The following is a 16,772-nucleotide window of genomic DNA, read 5'->3' on the forward strand; positions in this document are numbered from 1 at the left end:
CAAGGCGTCACGAAGCCGAAGGCGGGCGTAGGCGCTCCGCGCAGAACCACCCGTGTGGCCGCGCCATGAGCGCGAGGCGGCCCAGGCTCTTCGCCGCTGACGCATGGCGCCGGCGAAACTCCCGTGCAGCGTCGCCGAGTTCGTCTCACGACGAGTTCTCTCTGGGCGGGCTGTGACCTGCGGAAGAGTTGGCTGCAGGCCGTCTCGCCTGGGAGAAACGTTCATCCGACCGGGATTGGCATCGGCACCGCCTCCAGTTGGGCCGCCGGGCGGGGGTGGACCCGGTCGTCGTCGCGGGTGTTGTTGTGGTCATCGGCGGAGGCGGTGGGGGCCGTGGCCAGTGAGTCGGCGGCGAGAGCTGCGGCCGCTGTCGCCACGACGGCCATTCGCTTCGTCATCACTCGAACGCGCACGCGGAATCAGCTCCTGTGGTTGTCCTACTGGTGCATGCAGGTCGGGTACACCTGACTGTCCCCCGACCACAAGCGCCGGGCGTACTGCGACAGTTCAGGGCCGTTCGGCTGCCCGACTTCCGCGAGCGGCCGGCCGAGGCCGGCCGTGCCGATGTCCTGTTCGATACCGCGCCGGCCCGGTTGAAGGACACGGGCCTGGTCACGGCCAAGGCGTGTACCTCGCCGAGGCGGACCGTGGCGATCGGTGACGGAGGTCGGCTTTCCGGCGCTGAGAGGGAGGGACGCACCACGCGTCCCTCCTGTCTCATATTTCTTCTGGGGGACTCCCTTGACCACGACACCGTCCGGCGGCCGTCACAGACGTCGGAGACGCATCGCCCTGCCCGTCGTCGCCGCCGGTGTCGCCGCGGCCGTCGCCGCCGCGTTGATGACCTCCTCCGCCGGTGCGGCCACCGCCGTGCCGACCCCGACGGTCAAGCCGGCCATCGGCTCGCCCTCGCTCGCCACCCTGGAGAAGCGCATCGCGGGCGCCCTCGCCGGCGACGACACCGCGGGTCGGACGACCAACAAGTCTTCGCTGAACTCCGGCACGAACACGTCGAGCGTCGAACCGATGATCATCGGTGGCGGCGAGACCGCGATCAGCACGGCCCCGTGGATGGCCCAGCTCTGGTACCACGACGACAAGAACACCACCGACACCGGCGACGACGTGGACTTCCTCTGCGGCGGCGCGGTCGTGGCGCCGACGAAGATCCTGACCGCCGCCCGCTGCCTCAGGAACGACAACAGGGACTACAACTGGCAGGCCCACGGCGCCGTCGTCACGGGTACCGACCAACTGCCCACCACTGACTCCACCGGCACCACGGAACTGCACGGCGGGCAGGCCACGGCCGTGCTGCGCCAGTGGTGGCAACCGGGGTACGACCCGGTGGACAAGGAGGCGGGGAAGAACGAGAACGACCTCGGCATGCTCACCCTGTCCGTCCCGGTCAAGGCCACGCCGATCCGCATGGTCACCTCCGGCGACACCGGCTCGTACGCCGCCGGCACCCAGGCCAAGGTCTACGGCTGGGGCCGTACCAGCTCCACCGGCCAGGACATCTCCCAGACGCTGCGGACGGCCACGCTGACCCTGCAGTCCGACAGCACCTGCTCCGGCGTCTACGACTCGGCCTTCGTCGCGGGGCGCATGGTCTGCGCGGGCACGCAGAGCGGGAGCGACACCGGTACCAGCGCGATGTGCGACGGCGACTTCGGCGGCCCGCTCGTGGCGGGCGGCAGGATCGTCGGCGTGGCCTCCTGGGGCTACTACAACGACTGCGTGGCGAAGGACTACTACAGCGTCTTCACCAAGGTGAGTGCGTACGTCGGTTCCGCCTATCCCCAGATCGACGACACGAACCTGAGCACCTTCAACAGCAAGGCCGACGGCAAGGCCGACATCTTCGTCCGGAACTCCTCCACGAAGACCGGCTACGAGAAGGACTCAGACGGCAGCTCCTTCGGCGCCCGCACCTCCTGGGGCAACTGGAGCGGCGCCAACCTGGTCCTCCAGACGGACCTCAACCGGGACGGCTACCAGGACCTGATCTACCGGGTCAGCTCCACCGGCGACGTGTACTGGGCGCACTTCGTGCTCAACAGCGCCCGTACGGACGGCTCCTGGACCGACACGAGGATCTCCACCGGCTGGAAGACCCGCACCCGGATCATCGCGCCGGGCGACGTCACCGGCGACTACCTGCCCGACATCCTGTCGGTGGACTCCGGCGGGATACTGTGGATCTACCCGGGCAAGGGCAACGGCACCTTCGGCTCCCGCTACTCGGTCCGCACCGGCTGGAACCAGTACAACTCCGTGCGCGGCCACGGCGACCTCACCGGTGACGGCAAGGCCGACCTGCTCGCCCGCCAGTCCGGCACCGGCGACCTGTACCTGTACAAGGGCACCGGCAAGGCAGGCTCCGAGGCCTTCTCCTCCCGGATCAAGGTGCGCAGCGCCTGGACCGGCTACAACGCCTTCGACGCGGTCGGCGACATCAGCGGCGACGGCAAGGCCGACTTCCTGGCCCGCACCCCCGGCGGCACGCTCTACCTCTACAAGGGCACCGGGAAGGCGACCACCGAGATCTTTGCCCCCCGGGTCTCGGTCGGCACCGGTTTCCAGCAGTACGACATCTGGGGCTGAAACCGCGGGTGAGCGTACGTACAACCATTCGACCGCCGGGTACGTCGTAGAGCGCAGTCGATCAGATCAACAGGTCGCTCACAGCGCGATCTCGACAACGGAGACCCATGCGCGCCAGACGTACCGCCCTCGCCGCTGCCGTGGCCCTCGCGGCAGCGGTCTGCACACCGCTCCTGACGGCCCCCGCGGCGTCGGCGGCCCCCGCCAAGCTGTCCGACGACTTCAACGGTGACGGCTACCGCGACTTCGTCATGCTCGGCGGCTCGCACGGCAAGGACGGCCGGGTCACCGTCGTCTACGGCACGTCGACCGGCCCCGGCACCCGCGTCCAGACCATCCACCAGGACTCGCCCGGCATCCCCGGCGCGGTGGAGGAGGGCGACTGGTGGGGCGCCGCCGCCACCACCGCCGACCTCGACCGCGACGGCTACGCCGACCTGGTCGTTTCCTCGCCCGGCGAGAACGCCGGCACCATCCAGTCCCGGGGCGGGCTGACCGTCGTCTGGGGCGGCGCGGGCGGCCTCGGCTCGGGCACGGGCTTCAACTCGCCGGTCCCGCAGGAGTACGAGAACCAGGGCGACCACTTCGGCGAGGACGTCGTCTCCGGCGACTTCGACGGCGACGGCGACCCGGACCTCGCCGTGACCAGCAACAGCCGGGCGGGCGTGGTCCTCCTGAAGGGCCCCTTCACACGCACCGGCGGAAAGAGCGGCTGGGATTCCCTGGGCGGTGGCTACGGCTATCTGCACGCCCCCAACCTGGTCGCCGGCCGGGTCACCGCCGACGCCGCGACCGATCTGTACATACTCGGGTCGGATCTCCAGGGAGACAACGACATCAACCTGCGGGCCTACTTCCACCGCGGCGGCAGCACCTTCACCCAGCGTGCGGGCGAGGTGCTGGTGCCGGACGACGGCGGCCACCAGGGCGGCGACATCCTCGCCATCGGCGACTTCGACAAGGACGGCTACGGTGACCTCGCCATCGGCCGCGGCTACGAGACGGGCGACGGCGAGCGCGGCTACGTCACCGTCCAGTACGGCGGCTCCGGCGGCCCCAACACGGCCCGCAAGCCGGTGAAGTTCAGTCAGAACACCACCGGAGTGCCCGGCTCCGCGGAGAACGAGGACTACTTCGGCTCCGCCATCGCCGCCGGCGACGTCAACGGCGACGGCTACGCGGACCTCGCCATCGGCGCCCGCGGCGAGGACCTCGGCACCAAGCGCAACGCCGGCTCGGTCACCGTCCTGCTCGGCCGCGCGGGCGGCCTGACCGGCACCGGCGCCAAGTCCTACACCCAGGACACCTCCGGCATCGCGGGCACCCCCGAGACCGAGGACCAGTTCGGCGCCTACCTCAAGCTCACCGACTACACCCGCGACGGCCGCGCCGACCTGATGATCGACACCAACGAGCAGCTGGGGTACGAGGACCGCTGGGGCCTCGTCCACCAGCTCAAGGGCTCCACGTCTGGCATCACGACGACGGGCTCCAAGACGTACTCCGTGACGACCCTGAAGCTGCCGTATGCGCGGCTGGGCGGCCCGTTCGCACGCTGAGCCCATTGCCCGCCGCGTCGACCACTGAGGAGCGATCCACGGCCAGCCCCCCCGCCTGCCGGCACCGAGCCCGCCGGCGGGGGGTTTGCGTCGAGCCACCGTGCCCCGACTGCCAGGGCGGCGATGAGACCGTCGTTCTTGAGCCGGGGCGATGGCGCCGACGGTGGGGACGCCCTCGCCGGGCAGCGTTGTGCCGTCCTTGACGGCGTCCGCGAGATCCTTCGCGATCACGTCCCAGGGAGCGAGTTCGCGCGGCGGGGCCGCTTCCACCGTCACGTGGCGCCGGCGCAGGCCTCGGTTGATACAGAACCTTCTTCGTGAGAGGTCACGCCCGGCATACACCCGCACCAATGCCACGGCCACGACGAACAGCGCGCCTACCCGAGAGAGGTAAACGCGCTGGTCAGAGACTGTGCCCCCGGCAGGATTCGAACCTGCGACACCCGCTTTAGGAGTGGGACGCAATTCATGATCAAAGGTGTGGGGTCATGCCGGGTGGTGCTGTCCTTGCAGGTCAGCACCACCCGGTGTGATCGCTGGTCCCGCTTCTGGAGGCTCGTGCTCCACCGTCCGCTCACGCGTCGCTCACGCGTGGAGAGAAGGGCGCGCTGTTTCCACGTAGGGGCGGTGTCTCCCCTTGTGTGATTGAGGGACGGCAAGTTCGTCGAGGAGCATGGCGCTGACGCTGACGCTGACGCTGACGCTGACGCTGACGCCGCCGTGGCCGTAGCCGGGTGGTCGCTCGTGCGCGATGCCCGGATCGCACCGTCCCACGAAGCCGCCGTCAGCCGGAGTCGCCCGCATCGGCGGCGCGAGCGGGCTGCCGGCGCCGGTGACGGGACCGTACATCCGTACTCTGCCCGGGAACTCGTTCGCCTCGGGTGCCTCCGCCGGTTGGCGGCGGTGGCCGGTGCGGCCCGTCGAAACGGGAGGCTGGGGCATTGCCCCATCGTGCCGAGAGGCGCGGCACGTGGTCCACCCACGCCATGTCGGCCGTCGCGATGAGCGACTGGCCGGCCACGGTTGCGGGGGTCACACCGGTGAACGCCATGACGTCCCGGTGCAGATGCGACTGGTCGGCGTAGCCGCAGTCGGCCGCCACCCTGGCCGCCTCCTGGCCCCCGGCCAGGCGGGTGGCGGCCCAGTCGAAGCGGACGAGCTTCACGGCGCGCTTGGGCGGCAGGCCGAGCCGCGCGTGGAAGCGGGACCACAGGCGCTTGCGGCTCCAGCCCAGCTCGTCGGCCAGTTCCTCGACCCGCACCTGGCCGTGCTCGGCGACGATACGGTCCCAGGCCCAGGCCAGCTCCGGCTCGATGGCGGGCCCCGCGGCGCTCAGCCGGGCGAGGACGGCTTCGACGAGCGCGAAGCGTTCCTCCCACGAGGCGGTCGCCGCCAGCTGCTCGCGCAGCCGGGCCGCCCGCCGCTCTCCCCACAGGTCGTCCAGGGTCACCACGGAGCTCTCCAGCTCAGCAGGGCCCACGCTCAGCACGGCGCGCGCGATGGCGGGGGACACGCGCACCTGCATCCACTCGACGTTCGCGGCCCGCACCCGCGCCGCACCGCCGACGCCGAACCCGAGCCCGGTGACAAGGCTGCCGCGGTGCCGCCGCCCCGTCGACTCGTCGATGCCGAGCGCCCCCTCACCGCAGGCCAGCGCCAGCGTCAGCACGGGGTGCGGATCGAGCCGGTGGTCGACCGGAGCCGGGCCGCGGTCGCGCATCCCCGCCAGGACGACGCCGGGTACGCGGCCGGGCCGGGCCGGGCGCGTGACCTGCCACACGGGGGCAACGACGCGCTGGCGCACGGCAGTTGACATGCGTCCATGCTACGGGCCCGCCCCGACGGAACATTTCTTCAATCCAGCGGGCCGCGGACGCGGCGAAGGTGAGCGCATGACTTCCACCGGAACCACCGCGCCTCCACCACCGGGGGTGGACCGTCTGTTGCGCCCGTACGCGGGCGGCTTAGCCGTCGTCGTCGTGCTGCAGCTCATCGGCGCTGTCGCCGGACTGGCGCCGCTCCTCGCGGTCGTCGAGCTCGGCCGTACGCTGCTGGCGCCGGGGCCGGCCGACGACGGGCACGTGCGCAACGTCGTGCTCGCGGGCGTGGCAGGACTGCTCGTACGGCTGCTGTTCACGGCCGCCTCGTCCGGCGTCGGACACCTCCTCGACACCCGGGTGCAACTGTCGCTGCGCCGGCAACTCGCCGCGCGGCTCGGGCGGGTGCCGATCGGCCGGCTGGCGCGGCGGCGCACCGGGGAGCTGGCGAAGCTGGTGGGTGAGGACGTCAGCGCCGTGCACCCGCTCATCGCGCACACGCCGGGCGAGCTGGTCTCCGCCTTCGTGGTGCCGCTCGTCTCGCTCGGCTACCTCCTCACCGTGGACTGGCGGCTGACGCTGGTCACGCTGATCCCCGTGCTGCTGGCGGTCGCGCTGGTGCCGCTGATGATGACCCCCGCGCGGCTGCGCGAGCAGAAGGAGTTCGACGCCGCGATGGGGCGGATCTCGGCGTCGGTGGTCGAGTTCGTGCAGGGCATCGCGGTGGTGAAGGCGTTCGGCGGGTCGGAGCGGGCGCACGGCAAGTTCCGTACCGCGGTGGGCGACTTCACCCGGAGCTTCTACCGGATGGTGCGGGGTCTTGCCGGGGTCGCCGCCGGGATGCAGGTGGCGCTGTCGCCGCCGTTCGTGCTGCTGGCGGTGCTGGTCGGCGGCGCGTACCGGATCACCGGGGGCGGGCTCGCCCCGGCGGACCTGCTGCCCTTCCTGCTTCTCGGCCTCGGGCTGACCGCGCCCGTGGCCGCGCTCGGGCACGGCTTCGACGACCTGCAGGCCGCGCGGCGCGCCGTCGGCCGCATCCGGGACGTACTCGCCGAGCCGTCGCTGCCCGAGCCCGTACGGCCGGTGGCGCCTGAGGGACACCGGGTGGAGATGCGGGACGTCCGCTTCGGGTACGAGGGTGCCGAGGCCGGGCGCGAGGTACTGCACGGGATCGACCTGGTGCTGGAGCCGGGGACGATCACGGCCGTGGTCGGGCCGTCCGGCAGCGGCAAGTCCACGCTGGTGCAGCTGCTGCCGCGGTTCTACGACCCGACGCACGGCTCCGTGCTCCTCGGCGGCGTCGATCTGCGTGAGGTGGGCAGCCAGGAGCTGTACCGGCGGGTGTCCTTCGTCTTCCAGGACGTCCGGCTGCTGCGCGCCTCGGTCGCGGACAACATCGCCCTCGCCGTCCCGCACGCCGACCGCGACGCCGTTGTCCGCGCTGCCCGCCGGGCGAGCATCCACGACCGCATCCTCGAACTGCCCCGCGGCTACGACTCGGTGATCGGCGAGGACGCCCGCCTCTCCGGCGGCGAGGCGCAGCGCGTCTCGATCGCCCGTGCCCTGCTCGCGGAGACCCCCGTCCTGGTCCTCGACGAAGCCACCGCCTTCGCCGACCCGCAGACCGAGCGGGCGGTGCGTGAGGCGCTGGCGCAGACCCGGGAGAAGCGGACGACGCTGGTCATCGCCCACCGCCTGGAGACGATCGCCGACGCCGACACCGTCGTGATGCTGCGCGACGGCGACATCGTGGAGCGGGGCACGGCCGCGGAACTCCTCGCGCGGAACGGCGCGTTCGCCGAGTTCTGGAAGATCCACGCCGGTGCCATGGAAGCCGGCGTCATGGAAGGGAAAGAGGCCCGATGATCAGCACACTGCTGCGTGTGCTCGGCCACGAGTACACCGGGCCGGTGCGCCGCACCGTTGCCCTGATGACGGCGACCGCCCTCGCCGAGGGACTGTCGTACGCCCTGCTGATGCCCGTGCTGCGCGCGCTCTTCGGCAGCACACCCGAGGGCGCCCGGCCTTGGCTTGCCGCCTTCGGCGCGGCGGTCGCGGTCTATGCGGGGCTGCGGTACGTCAGCGACCGCTCCGGTTTCCGTGTGGGTACGACGATGCTGCACGGCATGTACGAGCGCCTCGGCGAACACCTCGCCCGGTTGCCCATCGGCTGGTATCAGCCCGGCCGCACCGGCGAGGTGTCCGTCCTCGCCGGCCAGGGCGTGGTGCAGGCGATGAGCGTGATCGCGCACCTGCTGGCGCCGTTCATCTCCGCCTGTGTGACGCCGCTGACGATCCTCGCCGTGATGCTTGCCTTCAACTGGCAGCTGGGGCTTGCCGGCCTGGCCGCTGTGCCGTTGGTAGTCGCGGTCCAGCTGCGCACGGCCCGCGCGACGACGGCTACCGACACGCAGCGCGTGGCACGCGAGCGCGAGGCCACCGGCCGCGTCATCGAGTACCTCCAGGCCCAGCCGGTGCTGCGCGCCGGCGGCCGCACCGGCGAGCGATTCGGTTTGCTGGACGACTCCCTGAAGGAACTGAGCCGCGCCTCGCGTCGCTCCACCCTTTCGGCGCTGCCAGGTGTGCTGGGCCTTGCGGTCACCGTGCAGACGGTGTTCACCGCGCTGCTCGCACTCGGTGCGTACCTCGCCCTCGGCGGGGACATCGGCACGGCCGAGGTGCTCGCAGTCCTGGTGCTGGCTGCCCGATGCGCCGACCCGCTGCTGTCCCTCGCCGAAATGAGTGGTGGCATCCGCGCCGCCCGCGCCGAACTCACCCGCCTCGACGACGTCCTCAACACCAAGCCGCTGCCGGAGCCTCGCGCGCCGCGCGAACCGGCCGGTCACGACGTCGTGTTCGACGCGGTCACCTTCCGGCACGGCGACCGCGCGGTCGCCGACGAAGTGACGCTGTCCGTCCCCGAGGGCCGGCGGCTCGCCGTCGTCGGGCCGTCGGGCGCGGGCAAGACGACGCTGCTGCACCTGCTCGCCCGCTTCTACGACGTCGACGCGGGCGCGGTGCGGATCGGCGGCGTGGACGTACGGGAGATGGACACCGCGGCGCTGATGTCGCGGATCGCCATCGTCTTCCAGGACGTCTACCTGTTCGACGGCACGATCGAGGAGAACGTACGCCTCGGCCGCCCGGACGCCACCGACGCCGAGGTACGGGCCGCGGCCGCCGCGTCCCGTCTCGACGAGGTGATCGAGCGGATGCCCGGCGGCTGGTCGGCGGGCGTGGGCGAGGGCGGGGCGCTGCTGTCGGGCGGCGAGCGGCAGCGCGTCTCGATCGCCCGCGCGTTGCTGAAGGACGCGCCGATCGTGCTGCTCGACGAGGTCACTTCGGCCCTGGACCCGGTGAACGAGGCGGCCGTGCACGCCGGCATCGAGGAGCTTTTGGCGGGCCGGACCGTGGTGATGGTGGCGCACCGCATGGGGACCGTGCGCCGGGCCGACCGCGTCGCCTTCCTGGACGCCGGGCGGGTGGTCGAACAGGGCAGCCACGAGGAGTTGCTGCGGCGCGTCGGCCGGTACGCAGCGTACTGGGACCTGTCCCTGGCCGGGACGGCGCGGGACTGAGCAGCCGCCTGGCGCGGTTCTTGCGGTTCTTGCGGTTTTTCCGGGGCTGGGGGTCAGCGTGTGCTGCGGGAGACGGTTGGCGAGGTCCGCTTGCCGTTGCCGTTGCCGTTGCCGTTCGGCCTTGCGGTCTGTATCCGGACGCTGGGGTTCATCGTGCCGCTCCCGCCGCCGATGGTGTTGTCGGAGCCACGGCGCGGCCGGTTTGCGGGGAGATCATGCCGGCGCACAGGCTGCGGCTTGCCAGCCCCTGCGCGATGCGGGGGATGGCTGCGCGGGAGTTGGCGGACCAGTCGTGCATGAGGAAGACCTGGCCGCTGGTGAGCCGGCCGGCCGCTGCCACGATCGCGTCGGTGCTCGCGCCGTTCCAGTCCTGCGAGTCGACGTTCCAGATGATCTCGGTCAGGCCGTACTTGGTCGCGACGGCCTTCACCGTCGAGTTGGTCTCGCCGTACGGCGGCCGGAACAACTTCGGCGTACCGCCGCCCGCGGCCGCGATGGCCTGCTGGGTCCGGGAGATCTCCGAGTCGATCGTCGCCTGGCTCTGCTGGGTCAGATGCGGGTGGGTGTAGCTGTGGTTGCCGACCCACATGCCGGCATTGACCTGCGCCCTGACCTGGGCCGGGTAGGTGGCGGCGTACTGGCCCTGGTTGAACATCGTGGCCCGCAGCCCGTTCTGGGTGAGCGCGTTGAGCAGGGCCGGGGTGTTGCTGGACGGGCCGTCGTCGAAGGTGAGCCCGACGTACCCGTTGCAGGCGGCGGCCTGCGCCGGGGCGGCCGTGTCGACGGTGAGGGTGCCGGCGGCAGCGAGCGCGGCGACGACGAGTAGCGAGAGACGCGATGTGGCTTTCATGAGGAGCGGTCCTCCAGTCTCAGGGATTCGGGAGTCGGCGCCTGGGACTGGGACAACCGGCGCCGATGTTCCGGACGGAGAGGGGGCAGGGAGCCGGCGTGGGACCAGATCCCCACGGAGGACGGCACGTTCGTCGTCACGGTCGCCGCGCGACGGCTGCTCCGGGACGCCCCCTCTCCGAACTGCTCTAGTGCACCGTGATGTTGGAGCTCCCGCTGCTCTGGTATCCCTCGGTGGCGAGGATCATGTAGTAGTTGAAGCTCCCCAGACGCATTCCGGCGCGGGCCCAGGCGTCGAAGTGGTTGCCGGTGGTGATGCTGCCGCCGGTCCGCCTCGACTGCCGGACGCTCCAGTACTGGTTGAACGTGCGGATGCCTTCGACGGACGGGGCGTTGTAGCGCGTGGTCTGGTAGATGTCGTACGTGCCGCCGTCACTGGTGACAGTGCCCTTGTACGTTCCCGTGGGCCGGTAGGTGCCCCAGTTGTCGACGATGTAGTACTCGACGAGCGGGTTGGACGTCCACCCGTAGAGGGTCAGGTAGCCGTTGCCGGACGGGGTGAAGCTGCCGGAGTAGGTCACGGTCCGGCGTGAGCCGTTGCTCCAGCCCTTGCCGGCGACGAAGTTCCCGGTGTTCCTCCACGAGGTGCTGTAGTTGCCGCCGGAGTTCAGGGTCATGGAGACCGTGCCCTGGCTGTCCGTCCAGAACGAGTAGTAGTACCCGTTGTTGGTTCCGGTCTGGTTCGTGGTGATGACCGTGGCCGCCTCGGCGGTGCCGGGCAGGGCCAACGTGGCTCCCGTGGCCAGCAGCAGGGTGCAGACGCTGCGGCGCGTCGGGTGTGCGGGTCCGTCGTTCATGAGCGTGCTTCCTCCTCGTCCTCGCAAAAGGCTGACGGGGGCTGGGCAACTTGTGTCGACGGGTGGTTCGTGCCAGCCCGCGTCGACCCGTGGTGGAACTCTGCCAATGGCGGACAGTTTTGATATGGCCCTGCCAACTGTCAATAGTTTCGGCATTGATATCGAAACATTCGATTCAGTGGGTAGCTTTCTCGGAAGGCGTCAAGCCTGGCCAGGGCCCTGATCGACGGAGCGGATCGGCATGTTCGTCGCCGCGCGCGATTTCGAGATCAAATTTCCAAGTTCAGCTCTTCGAATGTTTCGAAGAGCTCTTCTCGAGTGTGGCCGGGGTGGTGCTCGGTGCTGCCCGCTCACGCGCCGCTCGTTCAACTGCCAAAGACATGCACTGATCCGCGCGCGAGATCTTGTCAAAGATTGAACGGACTCCTACAGTCCGGCGACAAGTGGGAGCGCGGGATCGCTCCCACCACCCCTCGTTCATCCAAGCAATGGAGCCGCGATGACCCCCCCACCTCGCAGGCCGAGCCGCAGAGGCATACTCGGTGCCGCACTGGCCGTACCCCCCGCGCTGATGCTGGGTGCGCAGACCGCACGGGCCGCATCCTGGGGTACCCCAGTGACCGTCAACTCCTGGAACAAGATCAACGCAAGGTGGACCGCCAATAACGAGCTGCAGACGTACCGGCCGGACTGTGTCTGGTACGAGGGCAACACTCTGGTGATCAAGGCGTACAACGCCGGGGGCGGGGTCTACCACTCGGGCCGCGTGGAGTCGACGGCGCTGTACGGGTACGGCACATACAGCTTCACCGCGAACATGCCCCACGGACGGGGACTGTTGCCGGCGGTATGGGCGGCGTACCTGAATCCGTGGCTGCCCGAGTTCGACGCCGCTGAGATCGTGGGACAGAACCCGGGTGTCGTCTACCAGACGTCCCACGACATCAACAACGTCCAGCAGCAGTTCTCGAAGACGAACTCCTCCGGCTGGACAGACTCGTACCACACGTACTCGTTCAGCTGGTTCCCGGACCACATCGACTTCGCCGTGGACGGCGCCATCACGGGCACCACCTGGTACAGGGCCCCGGCCGGGACGGGCCTGCGCTTCATTGCCAACATCGCGGTCGGCGGCGACTGGCCTGGCAACCCGGACGCCTCCACTTGGGCCACCGCGGACGGCGCCCGCTACCTCAAGATCTCCTCCATCACCCACACGCCGTACCACCCGTGAGGTGAACCCGAGCTGATCAGGAGCCAGACCAACCTCGCACAGGGGGGCCGCTCGAGACGCCTTGCGCGCTCCCCTTCGGTCTGACAGGACATCGAACGCCGGCCCGCTTACCGGGTGTTCGTCCTGCTTTCGGGCTGCTAGGGCAGGTCGCGGCGGACCAACGCCTGAGCGAACGGTTCTCCGGTGGCCCGGGCGTAGGCCATCCGCTCGCGCACCTCGCTGAGGGTGCGTGGGCGGTAGCCGGGGCCGCCGCAGCAGCTCTTGTGGAAGCGCACACCAGCGTGCAGCAGCACGGAGAGAGTGCGCCAGGCGGCGGTGTCCCGCCTCTTGGGTGCCGCGAAGGCGGAGCCGACGTGGATCAACGGTTCGGCGCAGCGTGGACAGACCCGGTCGTGGTCGTGGTAGCCGGGGTAGGGCTGCTTGTACGAGGCCCGGCAGGGCAGGCAAACGTACGAGGTCTTTCCATGCGCCATGCGGGAAGGGTAGAGCCACCACAGGGGCGGGCTCGACAGATTTCCCTCCCCGGCGAAGTCGCTGACTACGGCGAGGGGCAGTCCACGCTCGCGCAGGGCGTGCAGCACCGGTTCGGTGTCGGGGGCAGGGCGCGCCCGCCCGGCGGTCAGGTCGGACCGACGGTGGGGGCGGGCGGGGTCCAGCGGCGGGTGCGGGGAACGGTGGAGGAGACGCCGTAGTCCCTTTTCAGCTGCTCCGGAATCGCGTAGTGCATGACGCGGCCGCGGGTGAGCGAGGACAGTTCGAAGATCGTGGTGAGGTGACCGAGGCGGTCCAGGGCCCAGGCACCGAGGGGGAAGCGGTCCTCGATGGTCTCCAGGACGCCGAGCAGGGGCGGGACGGCCTTGACGACGGTGTCCCAGGCGGTGCGCGGGACGTCCAGCCAGTCGGCGCAGGTGTCGCCGATGAGGTGGCGGATCAGGGCGGAGACGATCGGGTCGAACAAGGTGCCCGGGACGACTTCCTCGTACAGATCGATCAGTTGCCGGGTGAGATGGGCGCCTTCCTCGCTCGGCCCCATGTGCCGGGTCATGTACAGATCCAGGAACTGGCGGGCGGACTCCAGGTCCTTGGGCGCCTGGCTCTGGTCGACGCCGAGCATGGCGCCGACCACCCGCCAGGCGTAGAAGTAAGCCTCCGCCCCGTCGACGCTCATGTGGATGTTCAGCCGGTGCAGGGAGTCCAGCACAAGCATCGAGAACAACATCTGACCGCCGATCATGTCCTCCTGACAGATCGGCACCCCCAGTCTGTCGACGTCCCAGCGGTTTTCCTGCTTGAGGTGGTGACGGATGGAAGCGTGCAGCAGGCGGACTTTCTGGGCGGCGGGAATGAAGCTGCTGCCTGCCTCGAACGCCCCAGGTTGCATGAGGTAGACGGTGAACTGCCCGGTCTCCGCCATCCGCTTGGAGGGGTACTTCAGCGAGTGTGTCGCCGACAGCAGCTTCGCCACGTGCGGGACCACGTAGCAGGCGGGCATGGAGGCAAAGGACAGCGCTGTCGAGATGTGCACGTTGTTGTCGATGAAGAACAGCCTGGCCTTCTCCATCTCACCCCAGTCGACCCACGCCGGTGGCGCGCTGGTGGCCTGCAGGTATTCCCGCGCCACCTCGGGAAGACCGTCGGGCAGCGGTGCGCCGGCGGTCGACACGTAGCGCATCAGAGTGTTGAACTTTCCCACCTCCCCGCGCTCGAAGAGGGTGGCCACCGTCGCGTCGGCGAGTTCGTCACCGCTCAGCCGCAGCGCGTCCATCGACGCATCGGTGTAGGTCATCACAAGCTCCTTGTCTCGAGCGGAACATGCGGGCCGAACAGGCCCCGGGCCGAACAGGCCCCGGGCGGGGCGCACCGGGCGGCGCGCACCGGGCGGCGCGCTCCGTGCAGGGTGCCCTCCGCCGAAGTCAGTGCCGGCGTACGGCTGCGGAAAGCGCCAGGCCGGTCAGGGCCCGTGAGGCATGTGCCGGGATATCCATGTCGTCCAGAGCGCGGGTGGCTTCCTCAACCCGTGCACCGATCATCTGCTCGATCCGGTCGGGTGCCTTCAGCCGGCTCATCACCGCGCGTACGGCTTCCAGGCCGTCCTCCCCCAGATCGCGCCGGCCCAGCAGCGTGCGCAGCTGCTCCCGCTCGGCCTCGTCGGCCAATCGCCAGGTCTCCGCCAGCAGGGTGGTGGGCCGGTGTGCGCGCAGGTCGTCCATGTTGGTCTTGCCGGTCAGCGCCGGATCCCCGAACAGACCGAGCAGATCGTCACGCAGCTGGAACGCCTCGCCCAGCGGCAGCCCGTAGCAGGAGTAGCCCTCCCGCAGCCGCTGCCCCGCGCCGGCCAGCGCACCGCCGATCAGTAAGGGCTGCTCGACGGTGTACTTCGCGGTCTTGTACCGGATCACCTTCAGCGACTCCGCCGTGTCCGGCTCCGCACCCGTGCGCAGCAGCTCCAGGCACTCACCCGCGATCAGCTCCCGGGCCAAGGCCGCCCACAGGGGACGGGCTCGGGCCAGGTAGGCCGCGGGCAAGCCACTGGTGGCGAACAGCTGACCGGCCAGGGACATCAGCAGATCCCCCACCAGCATCGCCAGCGACCTGGCCGCGGTCGTGGCACGGGGGCGACGACGCAGCGCGGCTCGCAGGGCGACATGTGCGGTGGGCCGGCCGTGCCGCAAAGGGCTGTCGTCGATGATGTCGTCGTGCACGACCGCGGCGGCGTGTACCAGTTCCATGGAAGCCGCCGCCCGCACCAGAGCGTCGCTGTCAGGCTGACCGGCGGCCCGCCAGCCCCAGTAGCAGAACGCCGCCCTCAGCCGCTTGCCATGCGCCACGGCAACCTCGACCTGCTCGGCCACCGGGCCCAAGTCAGCGTCGATCGCCAGCAGTTGATCCGCCTCGTGCGCCACGAACCGGCTCAGCACCTCATCGACGCGGGACTTGAACACGGCCGCCTCATACCGGTCATCCACAGTCGGCAGCCCGCCGCTCCAGGACCTTCCGGGCGAGGACCTCCAGATGGGCAGGCGGCACCGCCGCGTACCGGTCCAGCGCAAGCTGCCCGCGAGCCTTCACATCCCGCTCCGCGTCAGCCGCCAGCTCGGCCACGTCCGAGCGACGCAGCAACCCCCGCACGGTGCCGGTGGCCGAACCGAGAGCGCTCACCGCCAGGTCGGCAAGGCCCGCCACCAACAGCACCGCCTGCTCGGCCGCATCCCCGCCACGCCCGGCCCCTTGAGTCACGCCGTCCCCCTACCCACACCAACCGGTCAACTGAGGTGGAGCGGTCACACGCCACCGCTCACAGCGTCGCGTCCCCCCGACGGGAAGCGAGGAACAACTCACCATCGGGTGATCGAATCGAAGGTGTGTACGCATCTCCCGTCCCGCGTAGCCGGGGCACGACCTTGATGCCTTGGGCGGGCCGGCAGACGGTTTGGCCGGCAGACGGTTTCAAGCAGTCGCAGCGGGGCGCGGCTCGCCGTGGAACACCTGACGGGCATGCCAGTCGCGGTGGGCGGACGCCACAGGGCGTGTGCCGGGCTGCGGACCGACGAGCGGGCGGCCCGCGAGGGCTATGACGTGCTCGCGGGCCGCGGGGCTGTGGCCGACGAAGCGCTGCGAGACCAGGATCCGGTGACCGTCTCCCACACCGAGGACGCCCTTGTCGAAGAGCTTGTGGTGGAGCGAGCACAGGCACAGCCCGTCCTCGATGTCGTCGGAGCCGCCGAACGCCCACTCTTCCCCACCACGGCCCGAGCCTTGGAGCAGCGCAACGACATGCTGCGCAATCTCAGCGCCATGCCCTCAGCGGTGGGACGACCGGCCCTTCTGCCCTCACCCTGCCCGAATTCATGCCCATGACGTGATCCCGGGCACGCGCCCCGACGACGGGCGTCGCCTCCGGTCGGGGCCTGCGGTCCCGGAACCGGCGCTGGTGACGGTGGGTGCGCTGAGTCTGATCGGCTGCGCAGTATGGGATTCGACGGGGCGGCGATGCCTTCTGGTTGCAGAACGCCCCATATCTGATCGTCTCCGTGAGCAAGCGGCACCGCGCCCAGCAGGACAAGGACCGCGAGGAGCGGGGGAGCGCCTGGGCGGAGACGGGGCGCGTCTTCACCCAGGAGAACGGCGAGATGCTCCATCCCGCCAACGTCACGCGGCGGTTCATCGAGCTGTACGAGGAGATCGGCCTCCCACCCGGTCCCGCTCCACGACCTCCGCCACGGCGCGGCGACCCTCGCCCACGCGGCCGGGGCCGACCTGAAGGACATCCA

The 16,772-nt window shown here is 70.2% G+C and carries 13 protein-coding genes and 2 pseudogenes; 6 read left to right on the plus strand and 9 right to left on the minus strand.

Translation table 11 applies throughout. The features are described from left to right. Positions 1 to 221: 221 nt before the first annotated feature. Positions 222 to 398, minus strand: a complete 177-nt coding sequence (locus tag BLU79_RS48100) for a hypothetical protein (protein WP_177000891.1) — start codon at positions 396 to 398, stop codon at positions 222 to 224. Between the two features lie 442 nt (positions 399 to 840). On the opposite strand from BLU79_RS48100, the gene BLU79_RS06420 reads away from it, so the two are divergent. Both BLU79_RS06420 and BLU79_RS06425 read left to right on the plus strand, forming a co-directional pair. After that, positions 841 to 2,607, plus strand: a complete 1,767-nt coding sequence (locus BLU79_RS06420) for a trypsin-like serine protease (RefSeq protein ID WP_093904911.1) — start codon at positions 841 to 843, stop codon at positions 2,605 to 2,607. A 107-nt stretch (positions 2,608 to 2,714) separates the two neighbouring features. Next, positions 2,715 to 4,166: an FG-GAP and VCBS repeat-containing protein gene (locus BLU79_RS06425; RefSeq protein WP_093904619.1), complete on the plus strand. Its 1,452-nt coding sequence runs from the start codon at positions 2,715 to 2,717 to the stop codon at positions 4,164 to 4,166. Positions 4,167 to 4,950: 784 nt separating this feature from the next. Here BLU79_RS06425 and BLU79_RS06435 read toward each other — a convergent pair. After that, complete coding sequence (locus BLU79_RS06435) at positions 4,951 to 5,982, minus strand: helix-turn-helix domain-containing protein (protein WP_371131816.1); 1,032 nt, start codon at positions 5,980 to 5,982, stop codon at positions 4,951 to 4,953. A gap of 76 nt (positions 5,983 to 6,058) precedes the next feature. Between BLU79_RS06435 and BLU79_RS06440 the strand changes: the two genes are divergently transcribed. Both BLU79_RS06440 and BLU79_RS06445 read left to right on the plus strand, forming a co-directional pair. Beyond that, positions 6,059 to 7,849 (plus strand): ABC transporter ATP-binding protein, encoded by a 1,791-nt coding sequence (locus tag BLU79_RS06440; protein ID WP_093904620.1) that lies wholly within the window; start codon positions 6,059 to 6,061, stop codon positions 7,847 to 7,849. Then, positions 7,846 to 9,561: an ABC transporter ATP-binding protein gene (locus tag BLU79_RS06445; protein ID WP_093904621.1), complete on the plus strand. Its 1,716-nt coding sequence runs from the start codon at positions 7,846 to 7,848 to the stop codon at positions 9,559 to 9,561. Before BLU79_RS06440 ends, BLU79_RS06445 begins: the two co-directional genes overlap by 4 nt. Positions 9,562 to 9,709: 148 nt before the next feature. Here BLU79_RS06445 and BLU79_RS06450 read toward each other — a convergent pair whose 3' ends face one another. Both BLU79_RS06450 and BLU79_RS06455 read right to left on the minus strand, forming a co-directional pair. Then, complete coding sequence (locus tag BLU79_RS06450; protein WP_093904622.1) at positions 9,710 to 10,411, minus strand: polysaccharide deacetylase family protein; 702 nt, start codon at positions 10,409 to 10,411, stop codon at positions 9,710 to 9,712. 187 nt (positions 10,412 to 10,598) lie between these two features. After that, a complete protein-coding gene (locus tag BLU79_RS06455; protein WP_093904623.1) occupies positions 10,599 to 11,267 on the minus strand; it encodes a glycoside hydrolase family 11 protein in 669 nt (222 codons plus the stop codon). 499 nt (positions 11,268 to 11,766) lie between these two features. On the opposite strand from BLU79_RS06455, the gene BLU79_RS06460 reads away from it, so the two are divergent. Beyond that, entirely contained in the window at positions 11,767 to 12,501 is a 735-nt protein-coding gene (locus BLU79_RS06460; RefSeq protein WP_177000892.1) for a glycoside hydrolase family 16 protein, read from the plus strand. Positions 12,502 to 12,638: 137 nt separating this feature from the next. Here the strand turns inward: BLU79_RS06460 and BLU79_RS06465 are convergent, their stop codons facing one another. From BLU79_RS06465 to BLU79_RS06485, 5 genes and pseudogenes are all read right to left on the minus strand, one after another. Next, positions 12,639 to 12,974: a deoxyxylulose-5-phosphate synthase gene (locus tag BLU79_RS06465; RefSeq protein ID WP_086602836.1), complete on the minus strand. Its 336-nt coding sequence runs from the start codon at positions 12,972 to 12,974 to the stop codon at positions 12,639 to 12,641. A 146-nt stretch (positions 12,975 to 13,120) separates the two neighbouring features. Further along, a complete protein-coding gene (locus BLU79_RS06470; protein ID WP_093904625.1) occupies positions 13,121 to 14,287 on the minus strand; it encodes an oxygenase MpaB family protein in 1,167 nt (388 codons plus the stop codon). A 127-nt stretch (positions 14,288 to 14,414) separates the two neighbouring features. Further along, positions 14,415 to 15,443: a polyprenyl synthetase family protein gene (locus BLU79_RS06475; protein ID WP_371131817.1), complete on the minus strand. Its 1,029-nt coding sequence runs from the start codon at positions 15,441 to 15,443 to the stop codon at positions 14,415 to 14,417. Positions 15,444 to 15,459: 16 nt separating this feature from the next. Further along, complete coding sequence (locus BLU79_RS06480; protein WP_093904627.1) at positions 15,460 to 15,738, minus strand: polyprenyl synthetase; 279 nt, start codon at positions 15,736 to 15,738, stop codon at positions 15,460 to 15,462. Between the two features lie 210 nt (positions 15,739 to 15,948). Beyond that, positions 15,949 to 16,233, minus strand: a pseudogene (locus tag BLU79_RS06485) (HNH endonuclease); the annotation flags it as partial. 405 nt (positions 16,234 to 16,638) lie between these two features. Here BLU79_RS06485 and BLU79_RS48855 point away from each other — a divergent pair. Then, positions 16,639 to 16,767, plus strand: a pseudogene (locus BLU79_RS48855) (hypothetical protein); the annotation flags it as partial. Positions 16,768 to 16,772: the final 5 nt, after the last annotated feature.

Source organism: Streptomyces sp. cf386 (assembly GCF_900103585.1).
Classification (GTDB): domain Bacteria; phylum Actinomycetota; class Actinomycetes; order Streptomycetales; family Streptomycetaceae; genus Streptomyces.

What these genes read in the sequence shown, in the direction of transcription:
- BLU79_RS06440 (WP_093904620.1), top strand. Translation starts at nt 6,059, where the DNA reads ATGACTTCCACCGGAACCACCGCGCCTCCACCACCGGGGGTGGACCGT.
- BLU79_RS06455 (WP_093904623.1), bottom strand. Translation starts at nt 11,267, where the DNA reads ATGAACGACGGACCCGCACACCCGACGCGCCGCAGCGTCTGCACCCTG.
- BLU79_RS06445 (WP_093904621.1), top strand. Translation starts at nt 7,846, where the DNA reads ATGATCAGCACACTGCTGCGTGTGCTCGGCCACGAGTACACCGGGCCG.
- BLU79_RS06425 (WP_093904619.1), top strand. Translation starts at nt 2,715, where the DNA reads ATGCGCGCCAGACGTACCGCCCTCGCCGCTGCCGTGGCCCTCGCGGCA.
- BLU79_RS06450 (WP_093904622.1), bottom strand. Translation starts at nt 10,411, where the DNA reads ATGAAAGCCACATCGCGTCTCTCGCTACTCGTCGTCGCCGCGCTCGCT.
- BLU79_RS06465 (WP_086602836.1), bottom strand. Translation starts at nt 12,974, where the DNA reads ATGGCGCATGGAAAGACCTCGTACGTTTGCCTGCCCTGCCGGGCCTCG.
- BLU79_RS48100 (WP_177000891.1), bottom strand. Translation starts at nt 398, where the DNA reads ATGACGAAGCGAATGGCCGTCGTGGCGACAGCGGCCGCAGCTCTCGCC.
- BLU79_RS06435 (WP_371131816.1), bottom strand. Translation starts at nt 5,982, where the DNA reads ATGTCAACTGCCGTGCGCCAGCGCGTCGTTGCCCCCGTGTGGCAGGTC.
- BLU79_RS06460 (WP_177000892.1), top strand. Translation starts at nt 11,767, where the DNA reads ATGACCCCCCCACCTCGCAGGCCGAGCCGCAGAGGCATACTCGGTGCC.
- BLU79_RS06420 (WP_093904911.1), top strand. Translation starts at nt 841, where the DNA reads ATGACCTCCTCCGCCGGTGCGGCCACCGCCGTGCCGACCCCGACGGTC.
- BLU79_RS06470 (WP_093904625.1), bottom strand. Translation starts at nt 14,287, where the DNA reads ATGACCTACACCGATGCGTCGATGGACGCGCTGCGGCTGAGCGGTGAC.